Origin of the sequence: Methylotenera sp., from assembly GCF_029945705.1 — a bacterium.
In the GTDB taxonomy this organism is placed as follows: Bacteria; Pseudomonadota; Gammaproteobacteria; order Burkholderiales; family Methylophilaceae; genus Methylotenera.
Map to the genome: position 1 here is coordinate 19,363 of NZ_JAQSDC010000008.1, position 23,083 is coordinate 42,445.

The 23,083-nt window shown below is 42.3% G+C and carries 23 protein-coding genes and 1 tRNA gene; 14 read left to right on the top strand and 10 right to left on the bottom strand.

Annotated features, from left to right (window positions below; all coding sequences use genetic code 11):
• Positions 1 to 49: 49 nt before the first annotated feature.
• The 5 genes from PSU78_RS03045 (at position 50) to PSU78_RS03065 (ending at position 5,519) form a co-directional block, all read left to right on the top strand.
• The gene (locus PSU78_RS03045; protein WP_300384070.1) at positions 50 to 3,859 is read left to right on the top strand and encodes a cadherin-like domain-containing protein; all 3,810 of its coding nucleotides are present in this window, start codon (positions 50 to 52) and stop codon (positions 3,857 to 3,859) included.
• 179 nt (positions 3,860 to 4,038) lie between these two features.
• Positions 4,039 to 4,128, top strand: a tRNA-Ser gene (locus PSU78_RS03050).
• Between the two features lie 323 nt (positions 4,129 to 4,451).
• Positions 4,452 to 4,706: a type II toxin-antitoxin system Phd/YefM family antitoxin gene (locus tag PSU78_RS03055; RefSeq protein WP_300384073.1), complete on the top strand. Its 255-nt coding sequence runs from the start codon at positions 4,452 to 4,454 to the stop codon at positions 4,704 to 4,706.
• Positions 4,706 to 4,975, top strand: a complete 270-nt coding sequence (locus PSU78_RS03060) for a Txe/YoeB family addiction module toxin (RefSeq protein WP_300384076.1) — start codon at positions 4,706 to 4,708, stop codon at positions 4,973 to 4,975. Before PSU78_RS03055 ends, PSU78_RS03060 begins: the two co-directional genes overlap by 1 nt.
• Before the next feature lie 103 nt (positions 4,976 to 5,078).
• Entirely contained in the window at positions 5,079 to 5,519 is a 441-nt protein-coding gene (locus tag PSU78_RS03065) for a hypothetical protein (RefSeq protein ID WP_300384079.1), read from the top strand.
• Here PSU78_RS03065 and PSU78_RS03070 read toward each other — a convergent pair.
• Complete coding sequence (locus PSU78_RS03070; RefSeq protein WP_300384082.1) at positions 5,516 to 5,704, bottom strand: hypothetical protein; 189 nt, start codon at positions 5,702 to 5,704, stop codon at positions 5,516 to 5,518. The two genes, PSU78_RS03065 and PSU78_RS03070, sit on opposite strands and share 4 nt — an antisense overlap.
• Before the next feature lie 108 nt (positions 5,705 to 5,812).
• Here PSU78_RS03070 and PSU78_RS03075 point away from each other — a divergent pair, with 108 nt between their 5' ends.
• Positions 5,813 to 6,043, top strand: a complete 231-nt coding sequence (locus PSU78_RS03075) for a transcriptional regulator (RefSeq protein ID WP_300384085.1) — start codon at positions 5,813 to 5,815, stop codon at positions 6,041 to 6,043.
• 2 nt (positions 6,044 to 6,045) lie between these two features.
• The gene (locus PSU78_RS03080) at positions 6,046 to 6,342 is read left to right on the top strand and encodes a helix-turn-helix domain-containing protein (protein ID WP_300384088.1); all 297 of its coding nucleotides are present in this window, start codon (positions 6,046 to 6,048) and stop codon (positions 6,340 to 6,342) included.
• Positions 6,343 to 6,725: 383 nt separating this feature from the next.
• Here the strand turns inward: PSU78_RS03080 and PSU78_RS03085 are convergent, their stop codons facing one another.
• The 4 genes from PSU78_RS03085 to PSU78_RS03100 all read right to left on the bottom strand — a co-directional run bounded on the left by PSU78_RS03085 (position 6,726) and on the right by PSU78_RS03100 (position 9,383).
• Positions 6,726 to 7,586 carry a DMT family transporter gene (locus tag PSU78_RS03085; RefSeq protein ID WP_300384091.1) on the bottom strand — a complete coding sequence of 287 codons (861 nt, stop codon included), beginning with the start codon at positions 7,584 to 7,586 and terminating at the stop codon, positions 6,726 to 6,728.
• Between the two features lie 105 nt (positions 7,587 to 7,691).
• Positions 7,692 to 7,985 (bottom strand): DUF1330 domain-containing protein, encoded by a 294-nt coding sequence (locus tag PSU78_RS03090; protein ID WP_300384094.1) that lies wholly within the window; start codon positions 7,983 to 7,985, stop codon positions 7,692 to 7,694.
• A 4-nt stretch (positions 7,986 to 7,989) separates the two neighbouring features.
• Positions 7,990 to 8,673, bottom strand: coding sequence for a type 1 glutamine amidotransferase domain-containing protein (locus PSU78_RS03095; protein ID WP_300384097.1), 684 nt, complete (start codon positions 8,671 to 8,673; stop codon positions 7,990 to 7,992).
• Positions 8,674 to 8,786: 113 nt separating this feature from the next.
• Positions 8,787 to 9,383 carry a TetR/AcrR family transcriptional regulator gene (locus tag PSU78_RS03100; RefSeq protein ID WP_300384100.1) on the bottom strand — a complete coding sequence of 199 codons (597 nt, stop codon included), beginning with the start codon at positions 9,381 to 9,383 and terminating at the stop codon, positions 8,787 to 8,789.
• A gap of 191 nt (positions 9,384 to 9,574) precedes the next feature.
• On the opposite strand from PSU78_RS03100, the gene PSU78_RS03105 reads away from it, so the two are divergent.
• From PSU78_RS03105 to hmpA, 3 genes are all read left to right on the top strand, one after another.
• Positions 9,575 to 9,910: a hypothetical protein gene (locus PSU78_RS03105; RefSeq protein ID WP_300384103.1), complete on the top strand. Its 336-nt coding sequence runs from the start codon at positions 9,575 to 9,577 to the stop codon at positions 9,908 to 9,910.
• A gap of 76 nt (positions 9,911 to 9,986) precedes the next feature.
• Positions 9,987 to 10,448 carry an Rrf2 family transcriptional regulator gene (locus PSU78_RS03110; protein ID WP_300384105.1) on the top strand — a complete coding sequence of 154 codons (462 nt, stop codon included), beginning with the start codon at positions 9,987 to 9,989 and terminating at the stop codon, positions 10,446 to 10,448.
• Positions 10,449 to 10,553: 105 nt separating this feature from the next.
• Positions 10,554 to 11,780 carry an NO-inducible flavohemoprotein gene (gene hmpA / locus PSU78_RS03115; protein WP_300384108.1) on the top strand — a complete coding sequence of 409 codons (1,227 nt, stop codon included), beginning with the start codon at positions 10,554 to 10,556 and terminating at the stop codon, positions 11,778 to 11,780.
• Positions 11,781 to 11,828: 48 nt separating this feature from the next.
• Here the strand turns inward: hmpA and PSU78_RS03120 are convergent, their stop codons facing one another.
• From PSU78_RS03120 to PSU78_RS03140, 5 genes are read right to left on the bottom strand one after another with little or no spacing between them, the layout of a single operon-like run.
• On the bottom strand, positions 11,829 to 12,995 hold the full coding sequence (locus tag PSU78_RS03120) for a DUF1501 domain-containing protein (RefSeq protein ID WP_300384111.1): 1,167 nt from the start codon (positions 12,993 to 12,995) through the stop codon (positions 11,829 to 11,831).
• A 2-nt stretch (positions 12,996 to 12,997) separates the two neighbouring features.
• Positions 12,998 to 14,392: a DUF1800 domain-containing protein gene (locus PSU78_RS03125; protein ID WP_300384114.1), complete on the bottom strand. Its 1,395-nt coding sequence runs from the start codon at positions 14,390 to 14,392 to the stop codon at positions 12,998 to 13,000.
• Between the two features lie 29 nt (positions 14,393 to 14,421).
• Complete coding sequence (locus tag PSU78_RS03130) at positions 14,422 to 14,895, bottom strand: periplasmic heavy metal sensor (protein ID WP_300384117.1); 474 nt, start codon at positions 14,893 to 14,895, stop codon at positions 14,422 to 14,424.
• Positions 14,896 to 14,912: 17 nt separating this feature from the next.
• Positions 14,913 to 15,359, bottom strand: coding sequence for a hypothetical protein (locus PSU78_RS03135; RefSeq protein WP_300384120.1), 447 nt, complete (start codon positions 15,357 to 15,359; stop codon positions 14,913 to 14,915).
• A complete protein-coding gene (locus PSU78_RS03140) occupies positions 15,356 to 15,964 on the bottom strand; it encodes an RNA polymerase sigma factor (protein WP_300384149.1) in 609 nt (202 codons plus the stop codon). Before PSU78_RS03140 ends, PSU78_RS03135 begins: the two co-directional genes overlap by 4 nt.
• Positions 15,965 to 16,177: 213 nt before the next feature.
• Between PSU78_RS03140 and htpG the strand changes: the two genes are divergently transcribed.
• From htpG to PSU78_RS03160, 4 genes are all read left to right on the top strand, one after another.
• Positions 16,178 to 18,079 (top strand): molecular chaperone HtpG, encoded by a 1,902-nt coding sequence (htpG, locus tag PSU78_RS03145; protein WP_300384123.1) that lies wholly within the window; start codon positions 16,178 to 16,180, stop codon positions 18,077 to 18,079.
• A 325-nt stretch (positions 18,080 to 18,404) separates the two neighbouring features.
• A complete protein-coding gene (locus PSU78_RS03150) occupies positions 18,405 to 19,091 on the top strand; it encodes a phytanoyl-CoA dioxygenase family protein (protein WP_300384125.1) in 687 nt (228 codons plus the stop codon).
• A 552-nt stretch (positions 19,092 to 19,643) separates the two neighbouring features.
• On the top strand, positions 19,644 to 22,190 hold the full coding sequence (locus PSU78_RS03155; RefSeq protein ID WP_300384128.1) for a glycogen/starch/alpha-glucan phosphorylase: 2,547 nt from the start codon (positions 19,644 to 19,646) through the stop codon (positions 22,188 to 22,190).
• 181 nt (positions 22,191 to 22,371) lie between these two features.
• Positions 22,372 to 23,055 (top strand): DUF4197 domain-containing protein, encoded by a 684-nt coding sequence (locus PSU78_RS03160; protein ID WP_300384131.1) that lies wholly within the window; start codon positions 22,372 to 22,374, stop codon positions 23,053 to 23,055.
• Positions 23,056 to 23,083 lie beyond the last annotated feature (28 nt).

Sequence of the window (23,083 nt, forward strand, 5' to 3'; positions counted from 1 at the left end):
CATTGAAACATAAATAAATTTTGAAATTTTATGGCGAGAACGAAATATTATGAGCACTTCTTATAAACATTACTACGGGTCTGGTTACAACCGTTGTGTTGGCTATGAATATAACTGTTATGCACGTAATATTGATCCCGTTGCAAAGAGTGATTATTTTTCTGGGCATGAAGATCAGCCCATCGTTATTGCAGTGGCTAACTTGTTAAGCAATGATAGCGATAAAAATCACGATAAATTAATGCTCACAAGCGTGCAAGGTGCTTTAAATGGAGCCGTATCACTAGATAATGGCAACGTGACCTTTACGCCGATGGCTAACTATAATGGCCCAGCATCATTTACCTATACCGTTTCAGACGGAAAAGGTGGGGCGACCTCAGCTACAGTCAATCTCTCAATTAGTCCTGTTAATGATCGCCCTGATGCAGTCGACGACCACCTGGTAGCGATAACTTCTGGTAACGTGACAATTGATCCGTCAACGCTTTTAGCTAACGATAAAGATGTAGACGGCGATAAACTAATCATTACTTCTGTGCAAAGTGCTACTCATGGCACTGTTGCTTTAGTTAATGAACAAGTTGTGTTCACGCCAGATGCTGGCTACAGTGGCCCAGCTACCTTCACTTATACGGTCACTGATGGCAAAGGCGGTTGTGGTCACTTAAGCAGCGACACCGCGACTGTTTGCTTAACTATTCCTAACGTAAATGTTGCGCCTGATGCCGTCAATGATGCAATGGATGGTAATGAAGATACGCCGTTCGTATTCTTAGCTTATACCCTATTGGATAACGATACAGATGCTAACCATGACCACTTGACAGTTGTTAGTGTGCAGGGCGCTGTCAATGGCGCAGTGGTCATGGTAAACGGAGAGGCTACCTTTACGCCCGATGCTAATTACTTTGGGCCAGCTAGCTTTACTTATACCATTTCAGATGGCAATGGCGGCTTAGATACAGCAACCGTTAACCTAAATATTTGTGCGGTTAATGACGCGCCAACTGCCGTCAATGATGGTGTTTTTAACACGCTTCAAGATACTAAAATTTCCTTCATACCCGCTTCACTGTTAGCCAATGATAGTGATGTGGATGCTGACGTTGTCCAAGGTGTAAGCATACAAGATGCCGTGAACGGTAAGGTTGAGTATATAAATGGAATAGTGGTTTTTACACCTAATGCAGGCTTTGCTGGAGCAGCCTCATTTACGTATACGATTTCGGATGGCAAAGGCGGTTACGACACAGCTACAGTATCAATTAATGTGCAAGGGAACACTCCCCCTCATGGAGTCAATGATGCGATGGATGGTAGTGAAGATACGCCGTTCGTATTTCTAGCTTCTACTTTATTAGATAACGATACTGATGTAAATCATGATCACCTAACTGTTGTGAGTGTTCAGGGCGCTGTTAATGGTGCAGTGGTTATGATAAACGGTGAAGTTACCTTTACGCCCAATGCTAATTACTTTGGGCCAGCAAGCTTTACCTACACAATCTCTGATGGCAATGGCGGCTTAGATACAGCAACCGTTAACTTAAATATTTGTGCGGTTAATGACGCGCCAACTGCCATTAATGATGGCGTGTTTGTTGGCAATGAGAACTCTCCTTTGGTATTGGATTTCGCTGCTTTACTAGCTAACGACACTGACATTGATGGCGATACCCTTACTATTAGTCATGTGCAAGCGGGTGAGCATGGCACGGTAGCTATTGTTGATGGCCAAGTGGTTTTTACGCCTATCGCTAATTACAATGGCCCAGCTTCATTTACGTACACAGTAGCTGATGGTAATGGTGGATTTAGCACGGCAACTGTTAATTTAAATATCGATGCTGCAATACATACTGTTGAAGTTGCTCCAGCATCTGTCAACGTGTCGGAAGAGGGCTTGGTTGGTGGCTTGCAAGATAGTATAGGCAACCCAGATACTACAAATGCTAGTATAGCTGAAGGCAACTTACAGATTAGTAATGCTGCGGGTAATTTGACGATTACATTATTGCAACCTAGTGAGGTGTTGACCTCTGGTGGCGCAACTGTTACTTGGTTAGGGAGTGGCACGGAACAACTAACAGCAATGGCAGGTGCAAAAGAAGTGGCAACTGTGACTGTCGATAATTCTGGTCATTACGCATTTAATTTACTTGCACCATTGGATCACAGTGGAGTTAATATTCAGGATGTTAAATCCATCAATATTGGAGTGAGCGTAGCAGATAGTTTTGCCTCAGCCACTACTTCACTTTCTGTAAATTTTGAAGATGATGCACCAGTGGCACTCAACAGATCAGACTCTTTTGCGATGATAGATACTAACTTGCTCATCACTTTAGATACTTCAAACTCTATGAATGATTTAAGTGGCATTAATGCTGAAACACGTTTGCAAAGCGCAATTAAGTCAATAGAGCGTTTGATGGATAGTTACGATGACTTTGGAGATATACGTGTACGCTTAATCACGTTCTCAAACAACGCAGAAACTCAAGGTTCAGAGTGGGTAACAGTTAGTGCAGCAAAAACTATTCTCGATAGCATTTTAACGACTGGCGGAACCACTAACTACGATGGTGCAATAGCCAATGCAATGACCGCGTTTAATGATCCTGGAAAAATTAGTGATGCACAGAATATTAGCTATTTCTTCTCTGATGGTAATCCAAACAGAGGTGATGGCAACAATGCGATATTATCTAACATAGGATCGAGTGTAGGTCCTGATAATGGCATTCAATTGGCAGAAGAAGCTGTTTGGAAGAGCTTTCTGAATGACAACCAAATCAAATCGTACGCAATTGGTATGGGTGCAGGCCTGACAGACGTCTCCTATTTGAATCCGATTGCATACGATGGGCAAGCTAGGCAAGAGATTAATGGCGTAATCGTGACGGAAATGGGGCAGTTAGACGGTGTATTAGCTAGCACGGTTAACGTGTTCCCAGGGCAATTGCTATCGGGTGGTTTGTTGGCTGCGCATGCTGGTGTAGGCGCTGATGGCGGCTATGTAAAATCTATTACCGTTGAAGGCGTCACCTATGCTTTTGACCCGATAACCGATACGGTCAGCAATGCTACTAATGGTTTAATGCATTTTGATACAGCCACTAGACAGCTCACCGTGACATTGAGCTCAGGTGGTCACTTTATGGTCGATATGGATCAAGGTAGCTATCAATACCAAGCGCCAGCGGTGTTATCAAACGCAATCGTTGAACATTTTGACTATGTGATTATTGATAAAGACGGTGATCAAGCCTCAGCTACAGTGACTTTTGATGTAGATAAAGCCAATGTCACTATTGGCACCACAGGTGCGGATACACTCATAGGCGTGGCTGGTCCAGACGTGATGCTGGGTCGTGAGGGTAACGACATATTAATTGGTGGTGGCGGCAAAGATGAATTGCTAGGTGGTGATGGAGATGACACTTTGGTTGGCGGCACAGGCCTTGACACCATGTCGGGTGGCTTAGGTGCAGATACCTTCGTGTGGGCATTAGCTGATGCAGGCGTTAAAGGTAATCCTGCCATCGACATCGTGACGGATTTTGATATGGCAAGTAAAGCTTCAGGCGGCGATGTGCTTGATCTGCGCGATTTACTCGTTGGTGAAAATCATACTTCAGGCATCGGTAATCTTGCAAGCTACTTGCACTTCGAAAAAGCAGGTGCTGATACCGTTGTCCACATCAGTGCGACAGGTGAGTTTGCTGCTGGCTTTAATGCTGCAAACGAAGTACAAAATATCACACTGCTAAATGTTGATTTGATTGCAGGCCTAGCTAATGATCAAGCAGTGATTCAAGATTTATTAACTAAAAACAAACTCACCGTGGATTAGTCAATCGATTACCTTAAATCGATTGATTTAATAAACAACGCTAAGCCTCTACTCTTTATGATTAGAGGCTTTTTTCTTGATGGTGCCAACTCAGACCCTTACGATTTACATTGGTATGATTAGGCACGGTGCGATATAATGCGTTGGTTTTCCAAGCATGTAAATCAAGTATCAAATTCGGATGAGTGGCTGAGCGGTTGAAGGCACCACCCTGGAAAGGTGGCACAGGGGCAACTCTGTCGAGGGTTCGAATCCCTCCTCCTCCGCCAATTTGATATTCAATGCAGTCCTAGCAAGTCCACCTTTCCATCCGCCCAACTTCTGTAATACCTCATTGGTGTACTTCTTGTACATGCCAACTCGCCTAGGCTTGGCGTAAATCATGCCACCTAAGTTTTGAGGTAAGGTATTTTTACCATGCGCTATACGTAAGCAACGTGCAAGCATGATGCAACAATGGGCAGATTATTTAGACGAGCTTAAAACAGGGACAAAGATAGTGCCTTTTAAATAGGCTTGATTGATACAACTTGACACTGCTTGACATTGTTTTATACTTGTACAATATATTGAACATAAAGAGGTGGTTGTCATGCAAGTTATTAGCTATTCCGAAGCACGAAATTCACTTAAAGCGGTGTTAGATAGCGTCACCAATGATGTAGACGTGACCATTATTAACCGCCGTGATGCAGATAATGCAGTAGTGATGTCACTGGACCACTACAACAGCTTAATGGAAACCTTGCACCTATTGCAAAGCCCAGCCAACGCAGCACATTTAGCCAAATCTATTGCCGAGCTTAAAGCAGGTAAAGCTACCGCTAAAGCCCTTGTTAAAGACTAATGGCACGTTCAATTTTATTTACCCCAAGCGCATGGGCAGATTACACCTATTGGCAAAGCCAAGATAAAAAAACACTCAAACGCATTAACACCTTGATAGAAGCCACTGCGCGTGAACCTTTTAAAGGAATAGGCAAGCCTGAAGCTTTGCGAGGCGACTTAACAGGCTTTTACTCGCGGCGTATTGATGATGTGAATAGGCTGGTGTACCAAGTGACAGAAACTGAATTGCAGATTGTTGCATGTAGATACCATTACAGTGATAAATAACTGTTTAGCCACACCTAGCACCAGTCTAATTAACTAGTGTGAACACCAGGCAATCTTAGCTTTGTTGGTGTGGTTTCTTAATTAAGGAGCGTGAGGGATATGTATGGCTGATAATGGACTTGATGAACTTTTAAGCACTGGACAAAAGATAATCGATGATGAACGTGACCAAATAGGTAAGGATTATTTAATATTTCAACATCAACTTAATGAAGTTTATAAGGCTTGGAATCAGCTGGAAGTAGATTATGAGGATTTAAATGTTGATAAAGCATTAAGCGACTGTTCGCCTTGCACATTTGATTATATTCAATATCAGCAAGAAATAATAACTTCAAGCTGTAGGTTAAATGATGTGCAGTCAAAGCTTATAGCTAATTTATTACAAAGAGTTAAATTTATGGGCGACGTCTCTAATTTAAGTGAAATGTACTCACAAACTGCAAGTTATTTAGAGAAACAATGTGCTGTATATTCTGCAAAAAAAGATCACGGAGCAAGCTTTGCTAGAAAAGGCGCTGATGCGAAAAATGCTAAATATTAGCCGTTAAAAGAACTTGCAAAGAATCTAGTAAATGCAAGAAACTGGCAAAGCAGACGCAATGCAGCTATTACAATAAAGCCTGAAATTCTAAATTTAGCTAAAAATAAAGGCATACCTCTAAGCGTTGACCAAGCTGAAGAAACAATAAGAGGCTGGTTAAAAGATATGGGTTTGCCAGCAAACATACCACGTTAGCTGATAAAGGTAATTCCTTAGCCACTAAACGAGATATTTTACTAGTTAAATCAATGACATGATGCAACCTCACATTAACAACAACGAGGTTAAATATCATGCAACAATCAATCAGTATCAATTCAGCATTACCCGACTTTGACCAATTACCCGATAGCGCGCACGTTCGTTTCCCTGTTGTAAAAGCCTTATATGATTGCAGCGCTGCCAGTGTGTGGAGGGGCGTAAAAAATTTAACCATACCAAAACCACACAAACTATTCCCTAGAACCACTTGCTGGAATGTGGGCGAATTAAAAAGTGCCTTAGTAGCAAAGGCGGTTGCTTAATCATGACCAATAAAAAAGGCAACCCCCGCAAAGAAGCCGCCTTAATACAACTGAGCAAAGAGTTTACTGGTAACAGCGCAAAAGAACAATGTTTACGCCTATTTAAAGCCCTCCAACAATTCAAGATTAACAGTTATGAAGCCAGCAGGTTTTTAGCCATTTACCACCCACCCGCTAGGGCGCATGAATTACGCAAAAAAGGGCATGAAATTTCTACGGTTTGGGAAACCGTAGAAGACGAAAGTGGCATATTGCACCGCGTAGGTTGTTATATATTGCGAGGTGCTAACCATGAATAATGACTGGTTAAAACACTTGCACATACTCTTGGCGCGACATTCATACATTGGGCTTAATGCTGATATAGCTTTTCTTAGTTTAATTGAGCTATATGGTGTTTATTGCTACCTCTCACGACTAGGGGGTGGTTAAGCAATGGGGGCAAGCTAAGATAAACAAAAATCAGCAAAGGCAGGTAAGCTCGATATAGGGAGGTTCCCCGTCTTACCTTATGCTGCCACCCATGAGCCGCGCTGCGTGGTTTGCTATTGGCTTGCAGCCTTGTTTATGATTGACGCCTAGTCTTAATAGATGCTGTGAAACTACTATCAAACCCTACAGCTTAGGGGCTAGGCCAGTATTAATCATACTCATATAGCCACCACTATGTGGTAGCACTATGTCATTTAGAGTTTGATATTGAACTGAATGTTATCGCACTGATGACCAAAATAGCGCCTAGTATCTGCGCATGATTTGGTGGGTGGCTTTCAATTGCGGCAATAATCATAGACGTGACTGGCACTAGATTCATAAAAATAGCAGCTTTTGATGGGCCGAGTTTCGTGATGCTTGCATTCCAAAATAAGTAAGCCAATATACTTCCACCTATGGTCATGATCATCAGTGCTATAGCAGTTGAGAGTGTAGTTACAATTAATCTATCGCCTTGAGATAATGCGACAAAACTTAATGCAATAGCGCCTACCGTCATAATCCCCGCTGTATTAGCAACGCCACTTACATCTTTAGGCATTATTTTCCGTACTAGTACGTTATAAAGAGCCCAGCTTAAATTTGCTACAAGAATGTAGGTATCTCCAATCGAGATTTTTAGATGTGCTCCTGCGCCAAGCACTACAATCGCCACGCCTATAATACCTATTGGAAACGCAATTATTTGTCTGGTTGATAGGCGCTCTTGCAGAATTAAATATCCAAGAATTGCCGTCAACAAAGGATTTAAAGCCATTATTAAAGCGCCGTTGATCGCTGAGGTGGTTTGCATGCCGAGAAAGAAAAAGAGATTAAATCCAAAAACGCCTACTATGCCTAGAGCTAAGTATTTTCTCCAATATCTAAGTGGAGTACTTTCTCTTTTAATCTGGGTAATTAACACCATGATGATCGCTGCCAGAATATAGCGACTAGCACCTGCAATGTAAGGACCCATCTCGGCGACAACTGGCCTCGCTAAGTTGAAGTTGGCTCCCCAAAAAACAGCGGCCATGGTTGCCATCATATATGTGTTGATATTGTTCATTATTTCTTATCCGTGCATTTGAAAATTATTGCAGTTTGGGAGTGCGAGACTGCGCTGGAAACTAGTTTAGCCATCCAGCAGCAGTCATCTTATGCTACAAAGTAGCTAGTCCTCTACACCATCTACTATCATTACTCGATACTTAGCTCCGTTGTGGCGATGCTTGACTGCCTTCTGATATTGATCACTTTGATACCAGTTTTTAGCATCTTTCATGGTTGGGAACTTGTGAATCAAGCAACCTTCTACCTCTGGCCCCTCTAAGACTTCAATCGCACCATACCTCACTAATGGTGTGACATGATGTCCTTCACGAGCCGATATGGCTAACGTTGCATAAAGCTCCATTTCTTCATGATTCACGGTTTTTTCTCGAACCATTATTACGTAAGCGCTCATGACTTTACCTCGTAGCGAGTAGCTGCAAGAGTTGTTTTGCCGTATCCGCTGACGAAGCTGGATTCTGGCCCGTAATTAGAATGCCATCTTGCACCACATAAGATGCCCAATCTGAAGATTTTGAATACAGACCGCCATTTTTAATAAGCTCATCCTCTACTAAGAATGGTACAACATCAACCAAACCAACCGCAGCTTCTTCTGAGTTTGTAAAGCCAGTGACTTTTTTGCCTTGTACCAGCGGAGTACCATCTGCATTCTTAACATGTCGCAGTACGCCTGGCGCATGACAGACAAGTGCCACAGGTGTATTGTTAGCTAAGGCTTGAGTAATCAGTCTGATAGAGTTTTCGTCTTCAGCCAAATCCCACAACGGACCATGACCACCTGGATAAAATATGGCGTCGAAATCATTATGGTTGACTGAGCTTAGTGTTACCGTGCTTGCAAGTGCAAGTTTTGCCTCAGCATCAGCTTCAAATCGATGCGTGGCGTCAGTTTGAAAGTCAGGTTCATTACTTTTAGGGTCAAGTGGAGGCTTGCCGCCTTTAGGGGATGCGAGGGTGACTTCGACACCTGCATCTTTAAATATATAGTATGGAGCAGCAAGCTCCTCAAGCCAGAAACCTGTTTTGCGTCCAGTGTTACCCAATTGGTCATGCGATGTTAAAACTGTAAGAATTTTCATTTCACTACTCCTATTAAATGACTGGGTGATGACGTTACTTCTGGCTTACCCATAAATTAGACCAGTCGTATATTAAGTTGATAAAAAATATATGTGCTAATAAACCGCTATGCCTACTCTTTAAACAAAATTTCTTTTGTGGCTGACATCGCGTTTTTCATTGGCTCCATGTTGCGAGTGATTTTAGTCATTAAGCTAGCACCTAACCACATCTGATATAAAGTTTGTGCTTGGCTGAGTGAGTCATGTTGCATGCTTAGCGTGCCATCAGCTTTACCAGCCTCAATTAGGTTGGCCAATCGACTGATAATCTCAGAGGTGCCTGACTTGAGCGCTAATCTCATGGCTTCCGATAAATCTGTTACCTCGGCAGCTAATTTGACTGCTAAACACTTACCTTGGCAATCAAACGTCTCTTGCGACTCTAGCCAATTCTGCCAGTAACTGATTAGACGATCACCAGTATTTAATTTTGAATTGCTAAACATCGTGTCCATGCTGGCAAGATACTCTTCAAAATAATTCTGAAGCAGGGCTTCTCCAAATGCTTCTTTAGATTTGAAGTAATAATAAAATGAGCCCTTAGGTACGTCAGCCGCCGCTAGTATTTCATTGAGGCCAACGGCAGAGTAGCCCCTTCTCGAAATGATTTTCTGAGCAACATTGAGTACGTGCTGACGGACATCTAAGTTTTGATTGACGGTGTTCATGGATGAGACTATAAACACTAGTAGACCAGTTGTCTAGTAAATATTTCAAATATTATTTAATTATTTATATTTGCCGCGACGGATTGCCGATTGCTGTTGCGTTTAAAGATTACATTAGAACTAAATCACACAGTTCAGAATGTTCAGCACTTAACATTAAATATAAGCAATTAACTATAAGGAGCAATCATATGAACAAATTATTAATTTCTATTATGGCGGTGGCAGTTTCATCTACATTCGCAACCGCAACAATGGCTGGTACTCGAGACCCTAACGTGAATAAGCACCAACACCATCAAGATAGACGCATTGCGCAGGGTGTTAAATCTGGTGAGTTGACTAGAGCTGAAGCTAAAGATTTACGTGGTGACCAAAAAGGTATTCGTCAGGAAGAGCGTGCGTTTAAATCGGATGGAACGTTGACCAAAGATGAGCGACAAGAGTTACATCAAGATCAACATGCTGCAAGCAAAGAAATCTATCAAGAAAAGCATGATGAACAAGAGCGCCCAAGAGCTAATTAGAGCAAGCAGCCATCAGGTATCATTTCCAAAATAAATATATGTTGCATTTATTATGCAACATATATACTATGCAAGCATGCAATTAACAAAATTCACCGATTTAAGTTTGCGTGTACTGATGTATCTCACACAGGAAGACCGCCTGATACCTGTGACAATTAATGAAATCGCAGAGCAATTCAGTGTTCCGCGTAATCATTTAATTAAAGTGGTGACGCGCTTAAATAAATTGGGTTGGATATCAGCCACACGTGGCAGAAATGGCGGGTTGCGCTTAGGTGTGCAATCCAATCAGTTAAAGCTGGGTAATGTATTGCAGGAGCTGGAGAATGCTTCAGCTTTGATTGATTGTGCCAAACCACCTTGTGCGTTAAAAGGGCAGTGTCATCTAAAAGAGATTTTAGATATAGGTTTGAAGGCTTTTTACGAGCACATGAATACGTTTTCACTGGCTGATGTGGTAAACCATAAAACACAGTCTGCCGTGATTAGTATGCACCAGCGTTATCAGGTGTTATTGAAAGACAAAGCGGCGTAACTATAACTTAATCGTTAGCGCCAATTAAATTATTTAATCACACTCACACGAGTGTATTTTTTTACATTATATGTTGTATTTCGTATACAACTTTTAGGAGAAATCATGTTATCTGCCAAAGCCAAACCTTATATCGATGCCAGTGTTCCTGTGCTACGCGAGCATGGCCTAGCCATCACAACGGTGTTCTATAAAAATATGCTTACTGCGCATCCTGAGCTGAATAATCTATTCAATTTGGGCAATCAAGCAAACGGTTCACAACAGCAGTCCTTAGCTTCAGCAGTATTTGCTTATGCCGCCAATATAGAAAATGCAGCTGCATTAGCACCTGTGATTGAACGTATTGTGCATAAACATGCTTCAATTGGCATTAAACCCTCACATTACCCAATAGTTGGACGTTACTTGCTGGGGGCCATTAAAGAAGTATTAGGTGATGCAGCCACACCGGATTTGATTGCCGCATGGGATGAAGCTTATTGGCTGCTGGCCGGCGAATTAATTTCAGCCGAGGCGCGCCTTTACCAAGCGGCAGGCTTTGAGGCTGATCGCTGGATGAAGTTGATGGTTGTTGACAAGGTGCAACAGGGTGCAGATATTGTTTCATTTACATTGCAAGCAGCAGACAATCAGAATTTACCAAATTTTAAACCTGGACAATATGTCTCAATCGCAACTTATTTAGAAGACTTACAACTCAGACAATTACGCCAATATAGTTTATCTGATGCGCCTAATAAAAATACTTTACGCATCTCAGTCAAATCTGAAAAAGGTGATGAATTTAAGCCAAAAGGTAAAGTTTCAAATTGGCTACATCAGCATGTGCATATTGGGGACATTCTAGACGTAAGCCATCCTTTTGGAAATTTCACGCCAGATATTTTAGAAAAACATCCAATCGGTTTGATTTCAGCTGGAGTTGGCGTCACGCCGATGATTTCAATGCTGAATAGCCTTGCCGAGGAGAACCCAAATCGTCCAGTGTTATTTGTGCATGCGGCTAGGTCTAAGCAGCATCTATCACATGGACAGGATGTGAGTTTGGCAAAAGTGGCTATGCCGCATCTAAATCATGCTTTGTATTTAAATGAGTGCCACGAAGAAGAAGAAGGCGTGACTATCGGTAAGATGGATTTATCAGAACTATTATCAACTGCTTTTGAGGGCAATGTATTTCGTGCTGAAAATAATGAAGCTGAGTTTTATATCTGCGGCCCACAAACTTTTATGGATGATCAGTGGAAAACACTTATAGCGCTAGGTATCAGCCCAACTAAAATTCACCGTGAAGTTTTTGGCCCAGAAAGTCTTAGTCATTTAATTTAAGTGGATAAAGCAATAGCTTTAATTAACTCAAGCAGAAGGTTTGTTGTATTAAGTGCGCAGCAAACCTTCTAAGGTTTTAGTTTTATTTGCTTCTGCAAACAGCACTTTATTAACCTGTGTCGGGTCGAGTTTAAAGCTCGCGCTAGCAATTGAAGCGATTAAAGTCGTGAGGTCCGCAGTTGGTTTAAGGTCGCGGCCTTCATAAAGCGCACTGTTCGTTAATCCTGGCCAGTCGGCAAGCACTCTGCCGCCATTGACATCACCACCGAGTATCATGGCGGTCGAACCTGTACCGTGATCTGTTCCACCTGTGCCGTTGGTGGCGGCAGTGCGACCGAACTCGGTTGCAACGACAATCGTCGTTTTAGCCCAAACTGGTCCTAAGCCATCGCGTATTGCCGCGACGATGCTGTCTAGCGATTTTAATTGCCGAGCAAGCCTAGCCTCTTGTGCCGTATGCGTATCCCAACCGCCAGTTTCTATCATGGCGATACGCGGTCCATCGGCTTTGACTAAAAAAGATGCCGCCAGTTTGCCTAGGCTTGCGGGGTCTTGCTTAGCACTGACATCCTCCGCCATATTATTGGCTTCCATTGCCGCTGTCCAAAGACTTTGTAGTTGAGCATCTTCTGCATACAATTGCGCAACACGCATCAGTAAATCATCTGGGGCTTGTGGTAGCGCAGACGGCGCGTAAGAAGGTACTTCTATTTTGCCGCGCAAAGCCATGGGTACTGTTGTGGCCAAAGCAATCGCTTCATTCTGCGCTGATGGTAGTAACGTAAGTAGGCGATTCATCCAGCCATCTTTGATTTGGTAGGCTGTAGATCCAAAGGTTTCTAAAACGTTTTGACCATCAAAGTGTGATCGGTTGCGGTAGGGCGATGCGACTGCATGTACAAATAATGCCTGCTTGTTGGCATACAATTTAGCAGTTTCAACAAGCGAAGGATGTAGGGCAAACATACCGTCCAATTTAGTCGCTTGTGAAGCATCAATCGCCAATGCGCCTCGTAGTTTGGCATATGCTGGGTCGGCATATGGAATCACTATATTCAAGCCATCAGCTGCACCACGCTGAATGATAAAGATAAAGCGTCGATCAGTATCTGCTGAGGCAAAGCTGATATAGGGTGATGCTAGCAGGACACCAGCACCAGCAGAAAGCATACGGAGGAAGTCACGACGATTTATATTGTTAGCCATATTTTGCATGGCTATCTCCTTAGAAACTCAGGTGAAACCAGCAATAGTGCTAAACCAGTAGAAGCACTCTCTGAGCGGCTGATGGCAGTTTTGGTTTGATCACTTACTGCACCTAAAAGTACTTTATCAGCTAATACACGAGCATCTAACTTATCGCCCAAAGGCGCAACTAAGCGTTGAGCTAGTTCTACTCGCCTAAGTAGCGCGTTTGGCGCAGCCCACGTTGCTGCGATATCATCAAAACCAGCGGGCGAGCCTGGCTTCCAAGTTTGTTGACCTAACTGATTTAAAATCTGCCCGACTTTAATATTGTCTAGATTTTGTCGCCCTAAGCCTCTAAGCGATGAAATAAGCCATTCCCATGGTGTTTTAAATTTAGCTGGAGAGCTTAACCATGACTCAGGCGCTTCTATCAACGCACGATAAACTTTACTAAGGTCACCATTACTAGCCAAATAGGCTTGTGTAAGTTTATTTACTAAACTTTCTGGTGGTGTATCACTGACAAAGTGCTGCGCCAACTTGGTTGATATGTGCGTAGCCGTCGCCCGTGAATTAGCTAAATCAATCAAAATGGCTTCCGCTTGCGCTTTGCCAGCTTGGTGATAAGCCTTACCCATAATGTTGCGTTCGCCTGGCTCATGTAACTGTGGTCGAAACATAAAGCCATTGGCTTCTGAACTTGCAGCTTTATCTTTGCCTAACCCGGCAATGCTCCAACCTGTGAGCGCACGTGCAAACTCCGTGACATCTTCCTGCGTATAACCGCTACGCACGCCTAGCGTGTGCAGTTCCATAATTTCACGTGCCAAATTCTCGTTTAAGCCACGCTTTTTATCAGGCTGCTTCTCGGCTGAACGGCTGCCAGCTTTGCTGTTAGGTCCGATAGACTTTACTTGATCTAAATAGATTAGCATGGCTGGATGCCGCTCTACGGCAAATAGTAGGTCTTTGAAGTTTCCAAGAATGTTAGGCCGAATAGCTTCAAACTCGAAGACGCCTGCTAAGTCTGCAATAGCGGGTTTTTCAATAGAAACTGCAAAATGATTCGCCCAAAAATGCACTAGACGTTCCATAAAAGGCGTAGGGCTAGTCAAAGCCAAAGTAGCTCGCGCACTCACAGCGTCTTGATAAGTATCTTTTATCTCACGCCTAAATGTGCGTTTCATGTCCTTTTTATCAGCATCATCAAGCTTACGCATCTCTTGTTGCTGCTGGGTAAACTTTGCAATTAAGTTGGCTGTATTTGGTTGGTTTGCTAAGCTGATTGGCTTAGCTTGATACTGGCTGAATTGATCTAGTAACCATTTTTTAGGGTCATTCGGTACAGCGTCATCTGCACGTGCACCTAAGCCAAAGCGATTCAGGGCAATAGCAGCTGCGCTCATGTTAGTGGTGTTAGCCATACTTTGATTATTCCCGAATATTTTTAGTATTAATTATCTTTAAGCATCATGATAGGCGGCTCGCGTAAAGGGCCTTTTTTAGCCAAGCCGTCTGCAAATTTTTGTCTATCTTCTGCAGAAAGTGATTCTGCGTAATTCAGCATAGTGACTTCAATTTTCATGCGTATGGCTCTATCGGCTTCACGGGTCTTAGCAAGTGCAACTTCTACAGCTTGTCTATCAAACTTAGGTTCAGCAATGAGTTTACGCACTTCAGTGCGTGCCTCGTTAGCGGTTGCCAATAGCGGCTTAACTTCACGTCTTGCTACACGCAAAGTTTTTTTAAACTGCCGTTGCTGCTCTTGACTCAAGTTTTCTGCGGCAAAACGTAAAGCATTTTGACCCACCTTGCCAGTTTCATTGTTTGCAAATAACTTATAAGCGCCACCAGCAATGCAACCGATTAAAAATAGATTTAATAGCAGGGAGGCGAAAATAAACTTCTGATTTTCTATTTTATTCATTCTAAAGCCCGTCATTATTAAGACCACTCCTGTCCAACATCCACGAACTGCGCCATTGTGCCAGATGCTTCACTTACACCATTAATGCTTTCAGAGAGCATGCCTGAAGTCCAAATTGATACAAAAAATGCACCCGCAATTGCACCCGCTAAACCTGTGCCAATAAAACCAGAAATACCAAGCCAGTTTTTGATATCCCACTGTTGCCAAAAGCTTTGCTTGATACTTGAGGCATCAGCTTTTGGTGCACTGGCGATAATGCTATCAAACAGCGTACGTTCAGCAGGCGCTATCGCATGGCTGCTCAACACCCCATCCAACAAACGTGCTTGTTCAAACGCCTTATTCACTTCAGTTAGATTGAGTTTAATTATTTCGTAGGCTTGTTTCTGGTGAACTTCTGGCCAGTGTTCAATCGCTGCGCCATAGGCATCTATGAGCTTGATAAATTGATCTATATTCATGCTTTGTGTACTCCTTGTTCTGCGAGCAATGCTCGCATATTACGTCTTGCGCGTGATAGCAGGCTTTCAAGCGCATCCACGCTGACGCCCATTAAATCTGCCGCCTCAATATTTGAAAGTTCTTGATAATATTGCAGTACCAAAGCCTCCCTCTGTCGGTTAGGTAAGGCCGCTAGTGCGGAACTAATCAGGTCACCTTGTTGCGACTTGTCTAAACGCTGCTCGGGGATTAGCGCAGGATCTATCAGTTCTGGCGCATTTTCGTAGCTATAATCTTTGTCAGTGTAGCCCTTACGGCTACGCAACTTGTCATAACACAAATTAAGCGCTACTTTATGCAGCCAAGTATCAAATTTAGCGCCACCAGACTGCCAATGTTCAGCCTGTTTCCAAACCCGCAAAAAAGTTTCTTGCACCACATCCTCGGCTTCAGCGCGGTCATTGAGCATGCGCACACCCAACGCCAGCAGCCGAGAAAGCTTTTTAGCCACCATCTCCCGAATAGCCGATTGATCGCCACGCGCAATACGCGGCAACAGTTCGGCATCAGGGTCGAGTTCAATCATGCAGTTTTTTCCAGTTCTTTCATGCTTAAACGTATGTATTTAGAATATCCGTCGCTCAATTTTAAAAAATACAAGATCAGCATTGTTAGCCAATTGATATTAATACATCTTACGCAAATGCAGCCTCTGAAAATAGCTCGCTTGAAAAAAGTAATGTTATCCCCATTAAAAGACTATTGTTTTTAAACCTCAATTTTTAAACTAAATTTTTAAAACCCACAAATTTTGATACGCAAGCAAGGAGCTCAATTTATGTCCGTAGAGACTGCACAAAAAGAAACGCATCCAAAAGAATCCATGGCCTTTCAGGCGGAAGTAAAACAACTACTTCAATTGATGATTCACTCTTTATACAGCAACAAAGAAATCGTATTGCGTGAGTTGATTTCTAACGCATCAGATGCCGCAGATAAATTGCGTTTTGAAGCCGTGAGTAATGGTGGCCTTTATGAAGGCGATAGCGAGTTAAAAATTCGTATTGCTTTTGATAAAGACGCACGCACAGTCACCATTGCTGATAACGGCATTGGTATGAGTCGCGACGAAGTAATTGCGAACATTGGTACCATTGCAAAATCTGGAACTAAAGAATTTTTTAATGCGCTTTCTGGCGACCAAGCTAAAGATGCGAATTTGATTGGTCAGTTTGGTGTGGGTTTTTATTCTGCTTTTATTATTGCAGATAAAGTGACATTAACTACTCGCCGCGCTGGCGCAACAACGGCAGTACGTTGGGAATCAGCAGGTGAGGGCGACTTCACATTAGAAGATGCAGATAAAACGACACGCGGTACTGAAATTGTATTGCACTTGCGTGAAGGCGAAGATGAGTTTCTAAGTGATTGGAAACTAAAAACGATTATTCGCAAGTATTCAGACCATATTACTTTACCTATCGTGATGAAAAAATCCGAATGGAAAGACGGCGCTGAGGTTGCAACCGATGAAGATGAAACGGTCAATAAAGCGTCTGCTCTATGGGCGCGCAGCAAAAATGATATTAGCGAAGAAGAATATCAAGAGTTCTACAAACACGTTTCTCATGACTTTGAGAATCCATTAGCCTATACGCACAGCCGTGTAGAGGGTAAACAAGAGTATATTTCACTACTTTATATTCCAGCTAAAGCACCGTTTGATTTGTACGACCGTGACCGCCGTCATGGCATTAAGTTATACGTAAAACGCGTATTCATCATGGAAGATGCTGAGAAGTTAATGCCGCAGTATCTGCGTTTTGTACGTGGTGTGATTGATACCTCTGATTTGCCGTTAAACGTTTCACGTGAGATTTTACAGTCTAGCCGCGATGTGGATGCCATTAAAGCGGGTTCGACTAAGAAAATCTTGGGCGTGCTCGAAGACATGGCTGAGAATAAGCCAGAAGATTACACAAAATTCTACGCTGAGTTTGGCCGAGTATTAAAAGAAGGTCCAGGCGAAGATTATGCTAATAAAGACAAAATTGCTGGTCTGTTAAGATTCGCCTCAACCAAGGCGGATACTGACGTGCAAGAAGTTTCGCTAAAAGACTACATTGCACGTATGCAGCCTGAGCAAGATGTGATTTATTACATTACTGCAGAAAGCTTTGCCGCCGCGCAACACAGCCCACATTTAGAGATTTTCCGCAAAAAAGGCATTGAAGTATTGCTGATGTCTGACCGTGTAGATGAATGGCTACTTGGTAGTTTGACTGAGTTTGACGGTAAAAAACTGCAATCTATCGCCAAGGGTGATTTAGACTTAGGCAAACTTGAATCAGATACGGAAAAAGAGATTCAAAAGCAAATTGAAGAAGAAGCTAAAACCTTGGTTGAGAAGATTAAAAATTCGCTCGGTGATCAAGTGAAAGATGTCCGCGTGACGCATCGTTTAACTGATTCACCCGCTTGTTTGGTGAGCGATGCTAATGATTTATCTGGCAACTTAGCGCGTATGTTAAAAGCCGCAGGGCAAAATACGCCAGACGCTAAACCTATTTTAGAAATTAATCCAGCACATAAACTGGTGAAACGTCTAGAAGCGGAAACAGCTGATGCAGTATTTAGTGATTTAGCTTTTGTGTTATTTGACCAAGCTTTGTTGGCAGAAGGTGGAACGTTGAATGATCCTGCAAGCTTTGTAAAACGGATGAACAGTTTAATTAGCTAGTTCATTAGTTGGTAAAATTACCCGCTCAAGAGCAATCTTGGCGGGTTTTTTATTGGCGAGAATTTTTTATTAAAACGTTAGCTTATAGATGCGGAAAGCAGGTGTTCAAGTTGGTGCTATTGGCGTGCTCAACTGGCTAATATATCTCCAAAGTTATCATCCAGGTTCTGAATTGTTCAAGCTATAAAATATTGTTGCGTCCGCTTTTGCTATTTATTATTATATGGATAGAAGAAAATCTAACTATAAGAAATAAAAAGAAAAATCTCATGAAAACTCAAACAACTTCTATATTGTTATACGGGTGCATCGGTCCGTATAATCATTGTTAGAAGGCAACAACTTGAAGTTCGACGAGATAGGTTTTGAAGTTCTAGAAAACATCCTCACAGAAGATGAGGTTAGAACCCTATTGGAAGTGCTGAAAGCTCAAAAATTAAAGCCCTTAGGTGGTGGAATCAGAAGAATTGAACAACTGATTCCTGAAGTGGCAGCTTTATCAAAATCAGAAAAATTAATATCAATCGCTCGCAGTTATTTAGTAGGTGAACCTCAATTCGTCAGGGCAATTTTTTTTGATAAAACTCCTGAAAACAATTGGTTTGTTACATGGCATCAAGATAGAACGGTTACTGTATCTGAACGCTTTGAGCAAAGTGGCTGGGGACCTTGGTCATTAAAAGCTGGGGCATGGCATGTTCAGCCTCCATTGGCCGTGCTTGAGAGCATGATAACTATTCGTTTAAACCTCGATCCATCAACCATTTCTAATGGCTGCCTTAAGTTCATCCCAGGCTCGCATAAAAATGGTGTAATCAAATCAGCCCAAGTGCAAGAGCATATTAAAAACGGCGAGCCAACGTATTGCGAAGCTCTAAGCGGCAGTGCGATAGTCATGCGCCCGCATATTTTTCATGCCTCTGAAAAGGCTATAACTAAGACTAGAAGAAGAGTATTGCATTTCGAGTATTCGAGTTACCAATTACCACATGAGGTTTCATGGTCTGCATAAAGCCTTCTAACCCATCAGTCAAGTGGGACGCTAAAGCGCGCCCCTTATGTCAAACGTTAGGCAATCATGATAAGCACATCTGCTGACAAAATTTTCGTTGACGTTTCAAAGCTGAAAAAGCTTTACAGGCACGTCATGGTGGCGGAAATAACGTATTACTTTAGCATTTTGGTTTTATGGGCGGTCTTCTACGTTGATACAATTCATCCATGGTGGCTCTTTGTACCCACGATTCCTGTTCTGGGTGCCCGTATAAGATTTTTTTACAAAAAAATGGTATGTCCAAATTGTAATGAGAGGCTTCTCGATGAAGAAAATAATACTCATATTGGAAAGTCATGTGAGCATTGTGGAGTTCAATTTCGATGAAACCGCCTAGCCCATCCCCAACGGAGCTCTGGTTAGGTGATTCTTGTGCTGATATGAATTAATCTAATCTTCCCAAAGGATTTCACCCTCCCGTCATTTATAGATGGTACATTTATTGCTAGAATGAAAGTGGTTATCTAATCAGCGATATATTTACAATCTCAATGTACCGAAAAGGCTCCAATGACTACTCCCGCGAAAAAAACTGCTAATGCCACTCCTAAAGCAAAAGCCGCAACTAAAACTGAGTCAAAAGCAAAGTCTAAAGTGAGTGCTGCAGTTAAGCCAGCAAGAAAACTTAAAGTGGCGATTCCTAAGTTAAGCTCAATAGAGCAAGCTTTAGAGAATCATCTTGTGTTTTCAAGCTTTAAAACAAATGAGGCTGCAACGCCTAGAGATTGGTATCACGCTGCAAGTTATACCGTGCGTGATCATGTGGTTAAGCAGTGGGTTAAAACGGCGGAATCTTATTATCGGGATGATCCTAAGCGTGTTTATTATTTATCCTTGGAGTTCTTAATTGGGCGCATGTTGAGTAATGCCGCACTAAATTTGGGCATAGAGGATGAATTGAAAAAAGGCATTACCGCTTTAGGTCGCGAATTAGAGAATACCGTTGAAATGGAAAATGATGCGGCATTAGGCAATGGCGGTTTAGGACGTTTAGCCGCGTGTTTCTTAGATTCTATGGCAACTATGGATATTCCAGCCACAGGCTATGGAATTCGTTACGAATACGGCATGTTTAAGCAAAGTATTGAGGGCGGTCAGCAAGTAGAGAACCCAGATAACTGGTTACGTTACGGCAATGTTTGGGAGTTCCAACGTCCAGAATCGACCTATGACATTAAGTTTTATGGGCATGTGGTAGAAGGGGAAGGTAAGCAACATTGGGTTAATACTGAGCATGTGGTGGCTATGGCTTACGATATGCCAGTTCCTGGTTATGGTGGTAAAACCGTCAATAGTTTACGTTTATGGTCAGCTAAGGCCGCACGTGAATTTGATTTAAAACATTTTAATGATGGTAATTTTGAGCAAGCGGTACAAGAGCGCAACGATACCGAAAGCATCTCTAAAGTGTTATATCCAAACGATGCTTCCGTGTTGGGTAAAGTGTTACGGTTAAAACAGCAGTATTTCTTTGTTTCGGCTTCTATCCAAGATATTTTGCGCCGCTTCTTAAGTACGCATGAGATGAAAAAACAGGCAGACTGGGCGATTCTGCCAGATAAAATTGCCATTCAACTCAACGATACACACCCTTCAATTGGTGTGGCAGAGATGATGTATCAGTTAGTAGACGTTCATCGCTTAGAGTGGGATTTTGCTTGGAAGCTAGTGGTTAAGATTTTTGCTTACACTAATCACACGCTGATGCCAGAGGCATTAGAAACTTGGACGGTCGACTTATTTGGCCGATTATTACCGCGCCATTTAGAGATTATTTACAAAATTAATTTTGAATTTTTGCATATGGTCAACCATCATTTCCCAGGTGACCCTGAATTGTTGCAGCGTGTTTCAATTATTGATGAGTCAAATGGTCGCCGTGTGCGCATGGCACATTTGGCCGTGGTGGGTAGCCATACCGTAAACGGCGTGGCGGCATTGCATAGCCAGTTATTGAAACAGCATCTATTTGCAGATTTTGACCGTATTTATCCCGGAAAATTGACTAATGTGACCAACGGAATTACCCCGCGTCGCTGGTTGAATCAGGCTAATCCAGGATTAACTGCTTTGTTAGAGAAGGCGATTGGTGCAGACTTTAAGAAAGATTTAACACTAATCAAAAAAATCACACCTTTAGCCAATGATGCCAACTTCAGAAAAGCCTTTGCAGCAGTTAAGCACGCCAATAAGGCTAGATTAGCCGCTAAGATTGAACAAAAAACAGGCATCAAATTAAACGTTAACAGTTTATTTGATGTGCAAATTAAGCGTATTCACGAATATAAGCGTCAATTGTTAAACGTATTGCATATTATTACTTTGTATAACCGCATTCGTAGCGGCGAAAAAGGCATTACGCCACGTACCGTGATTTTTGGTGGTAAAGCCGCACCGGGTTATTGGATGGCGAAGCAAATCATCCGTTTAATCAATGATGTTGCCTCTATTGTTAATGAAGATTTGGCTGTTGGTGACCAACTAAAAGTGGTTTACTACCCGAACTATGAAGTTTCAGCAGCTGAAATTTTATTCCCAGGCAGTGATTTATCCGAGCAAATTTCAACTGCTGGTACCGAGGCTAGTGGTACAGGGAATATGAAAATGTCGCTTAACGGTGCGTTGACCATCGGTACTCTAGACGGTGCAAACGTTGAAATTATGGAAGAAGTCGGCGAAGAGAATATCTTTATATTCGGCTTAACGACGCCACAAGTGGCGGAAGTAAAAGCCAACGGCTATAACCCAAATGATTACTACCATAATAACCCTGAGCTCAAACAGGTGCTAGATATGATTGCAAACGGATTTTTCTCAGTTGAGGAGCCGAATCGTTATCAGCCGATTATTGATAACTTGTTGAAAAATGGCGACCAGTACTTATTGCTTGCCGATTATGCGAGTTATATAGAAACGCAAGACAGAGTTGGCAAGCTATACCAAAACCAAGATGAATGGACTCGTTTGGTTATATTGAACGTGGCAAACATGGCTAAATTCTCAAGTGACCGTGCGATTAGTGACTATGCGAAAAATATCTGGCATGTAAAAAGCTAAATTTATTATTTAGAGGTCTTAACAAGCACTGCCCTGCAAGCCAATATTTATGGGGTTGCAGGGCAGTGTCTATTTATAGACTACGAGTTAGAATAAGCAATCGTAAATTATCATTAGCACGTAAACAAAAACCGCTATTTAGAGTTATGCTTATGCAGTACGTCATTCATTGGAGATAAAAATGCGACAACTACTAGCAACTTTAGGTTTTATTCTATTTGCAACTCATGCAAACGCACTAAGTATTAGCGATTTAAGTAACACCGAAGCCAGTGGCGGCTTGAAAGAAGCGCTTAAGCAAGGTGTCGGTAAAGCCGTCAGTACGCTAGGCGCTACCGATGGTTTCTTGGGTAATCCGGATGTCAAAATTCCACTACCAAACTCACTAAAAAAAGTCGAAAAAGTCATGAAAATGATGGGGATGGGCAAGCAATCTGATGAGTTAATTCTCAAAATGAACCGCGCCGCAGAGGCGGCTGTGCCAGAAGCTAAAACCTTACTTATCAATTCAATCAAAAAAATGTCAGTGGCCGATGCAAAAGCAATTCTGACAGGCCCACAAGACGCGGCTACACAATATTTCAAAAAAACCACATCAGCACAAATGTCAGAAAAATTTTTACCAATTGTGACCAAAGCCACTGAGAAAGTGCAATTGGCTGAAACCTATAATAAATATGCTGAAATGGGCAGCAAATATGGCGTAGTGAAAAAAGAAGACGCCAAAATTGAGCAATACGTCACCAATAAAGCCTTGGATGGCGTTTATTTGATGATCGCTAAAGAAGAAGCTGCCATTCGCCAAGACCCTGTTGGTCAGGCGAGTAGTTTGCTTAAAAAGGTTTTTGGATCGCTAGGTAACTAGACGGTATATTGCAAGAACAAGCTAGTGC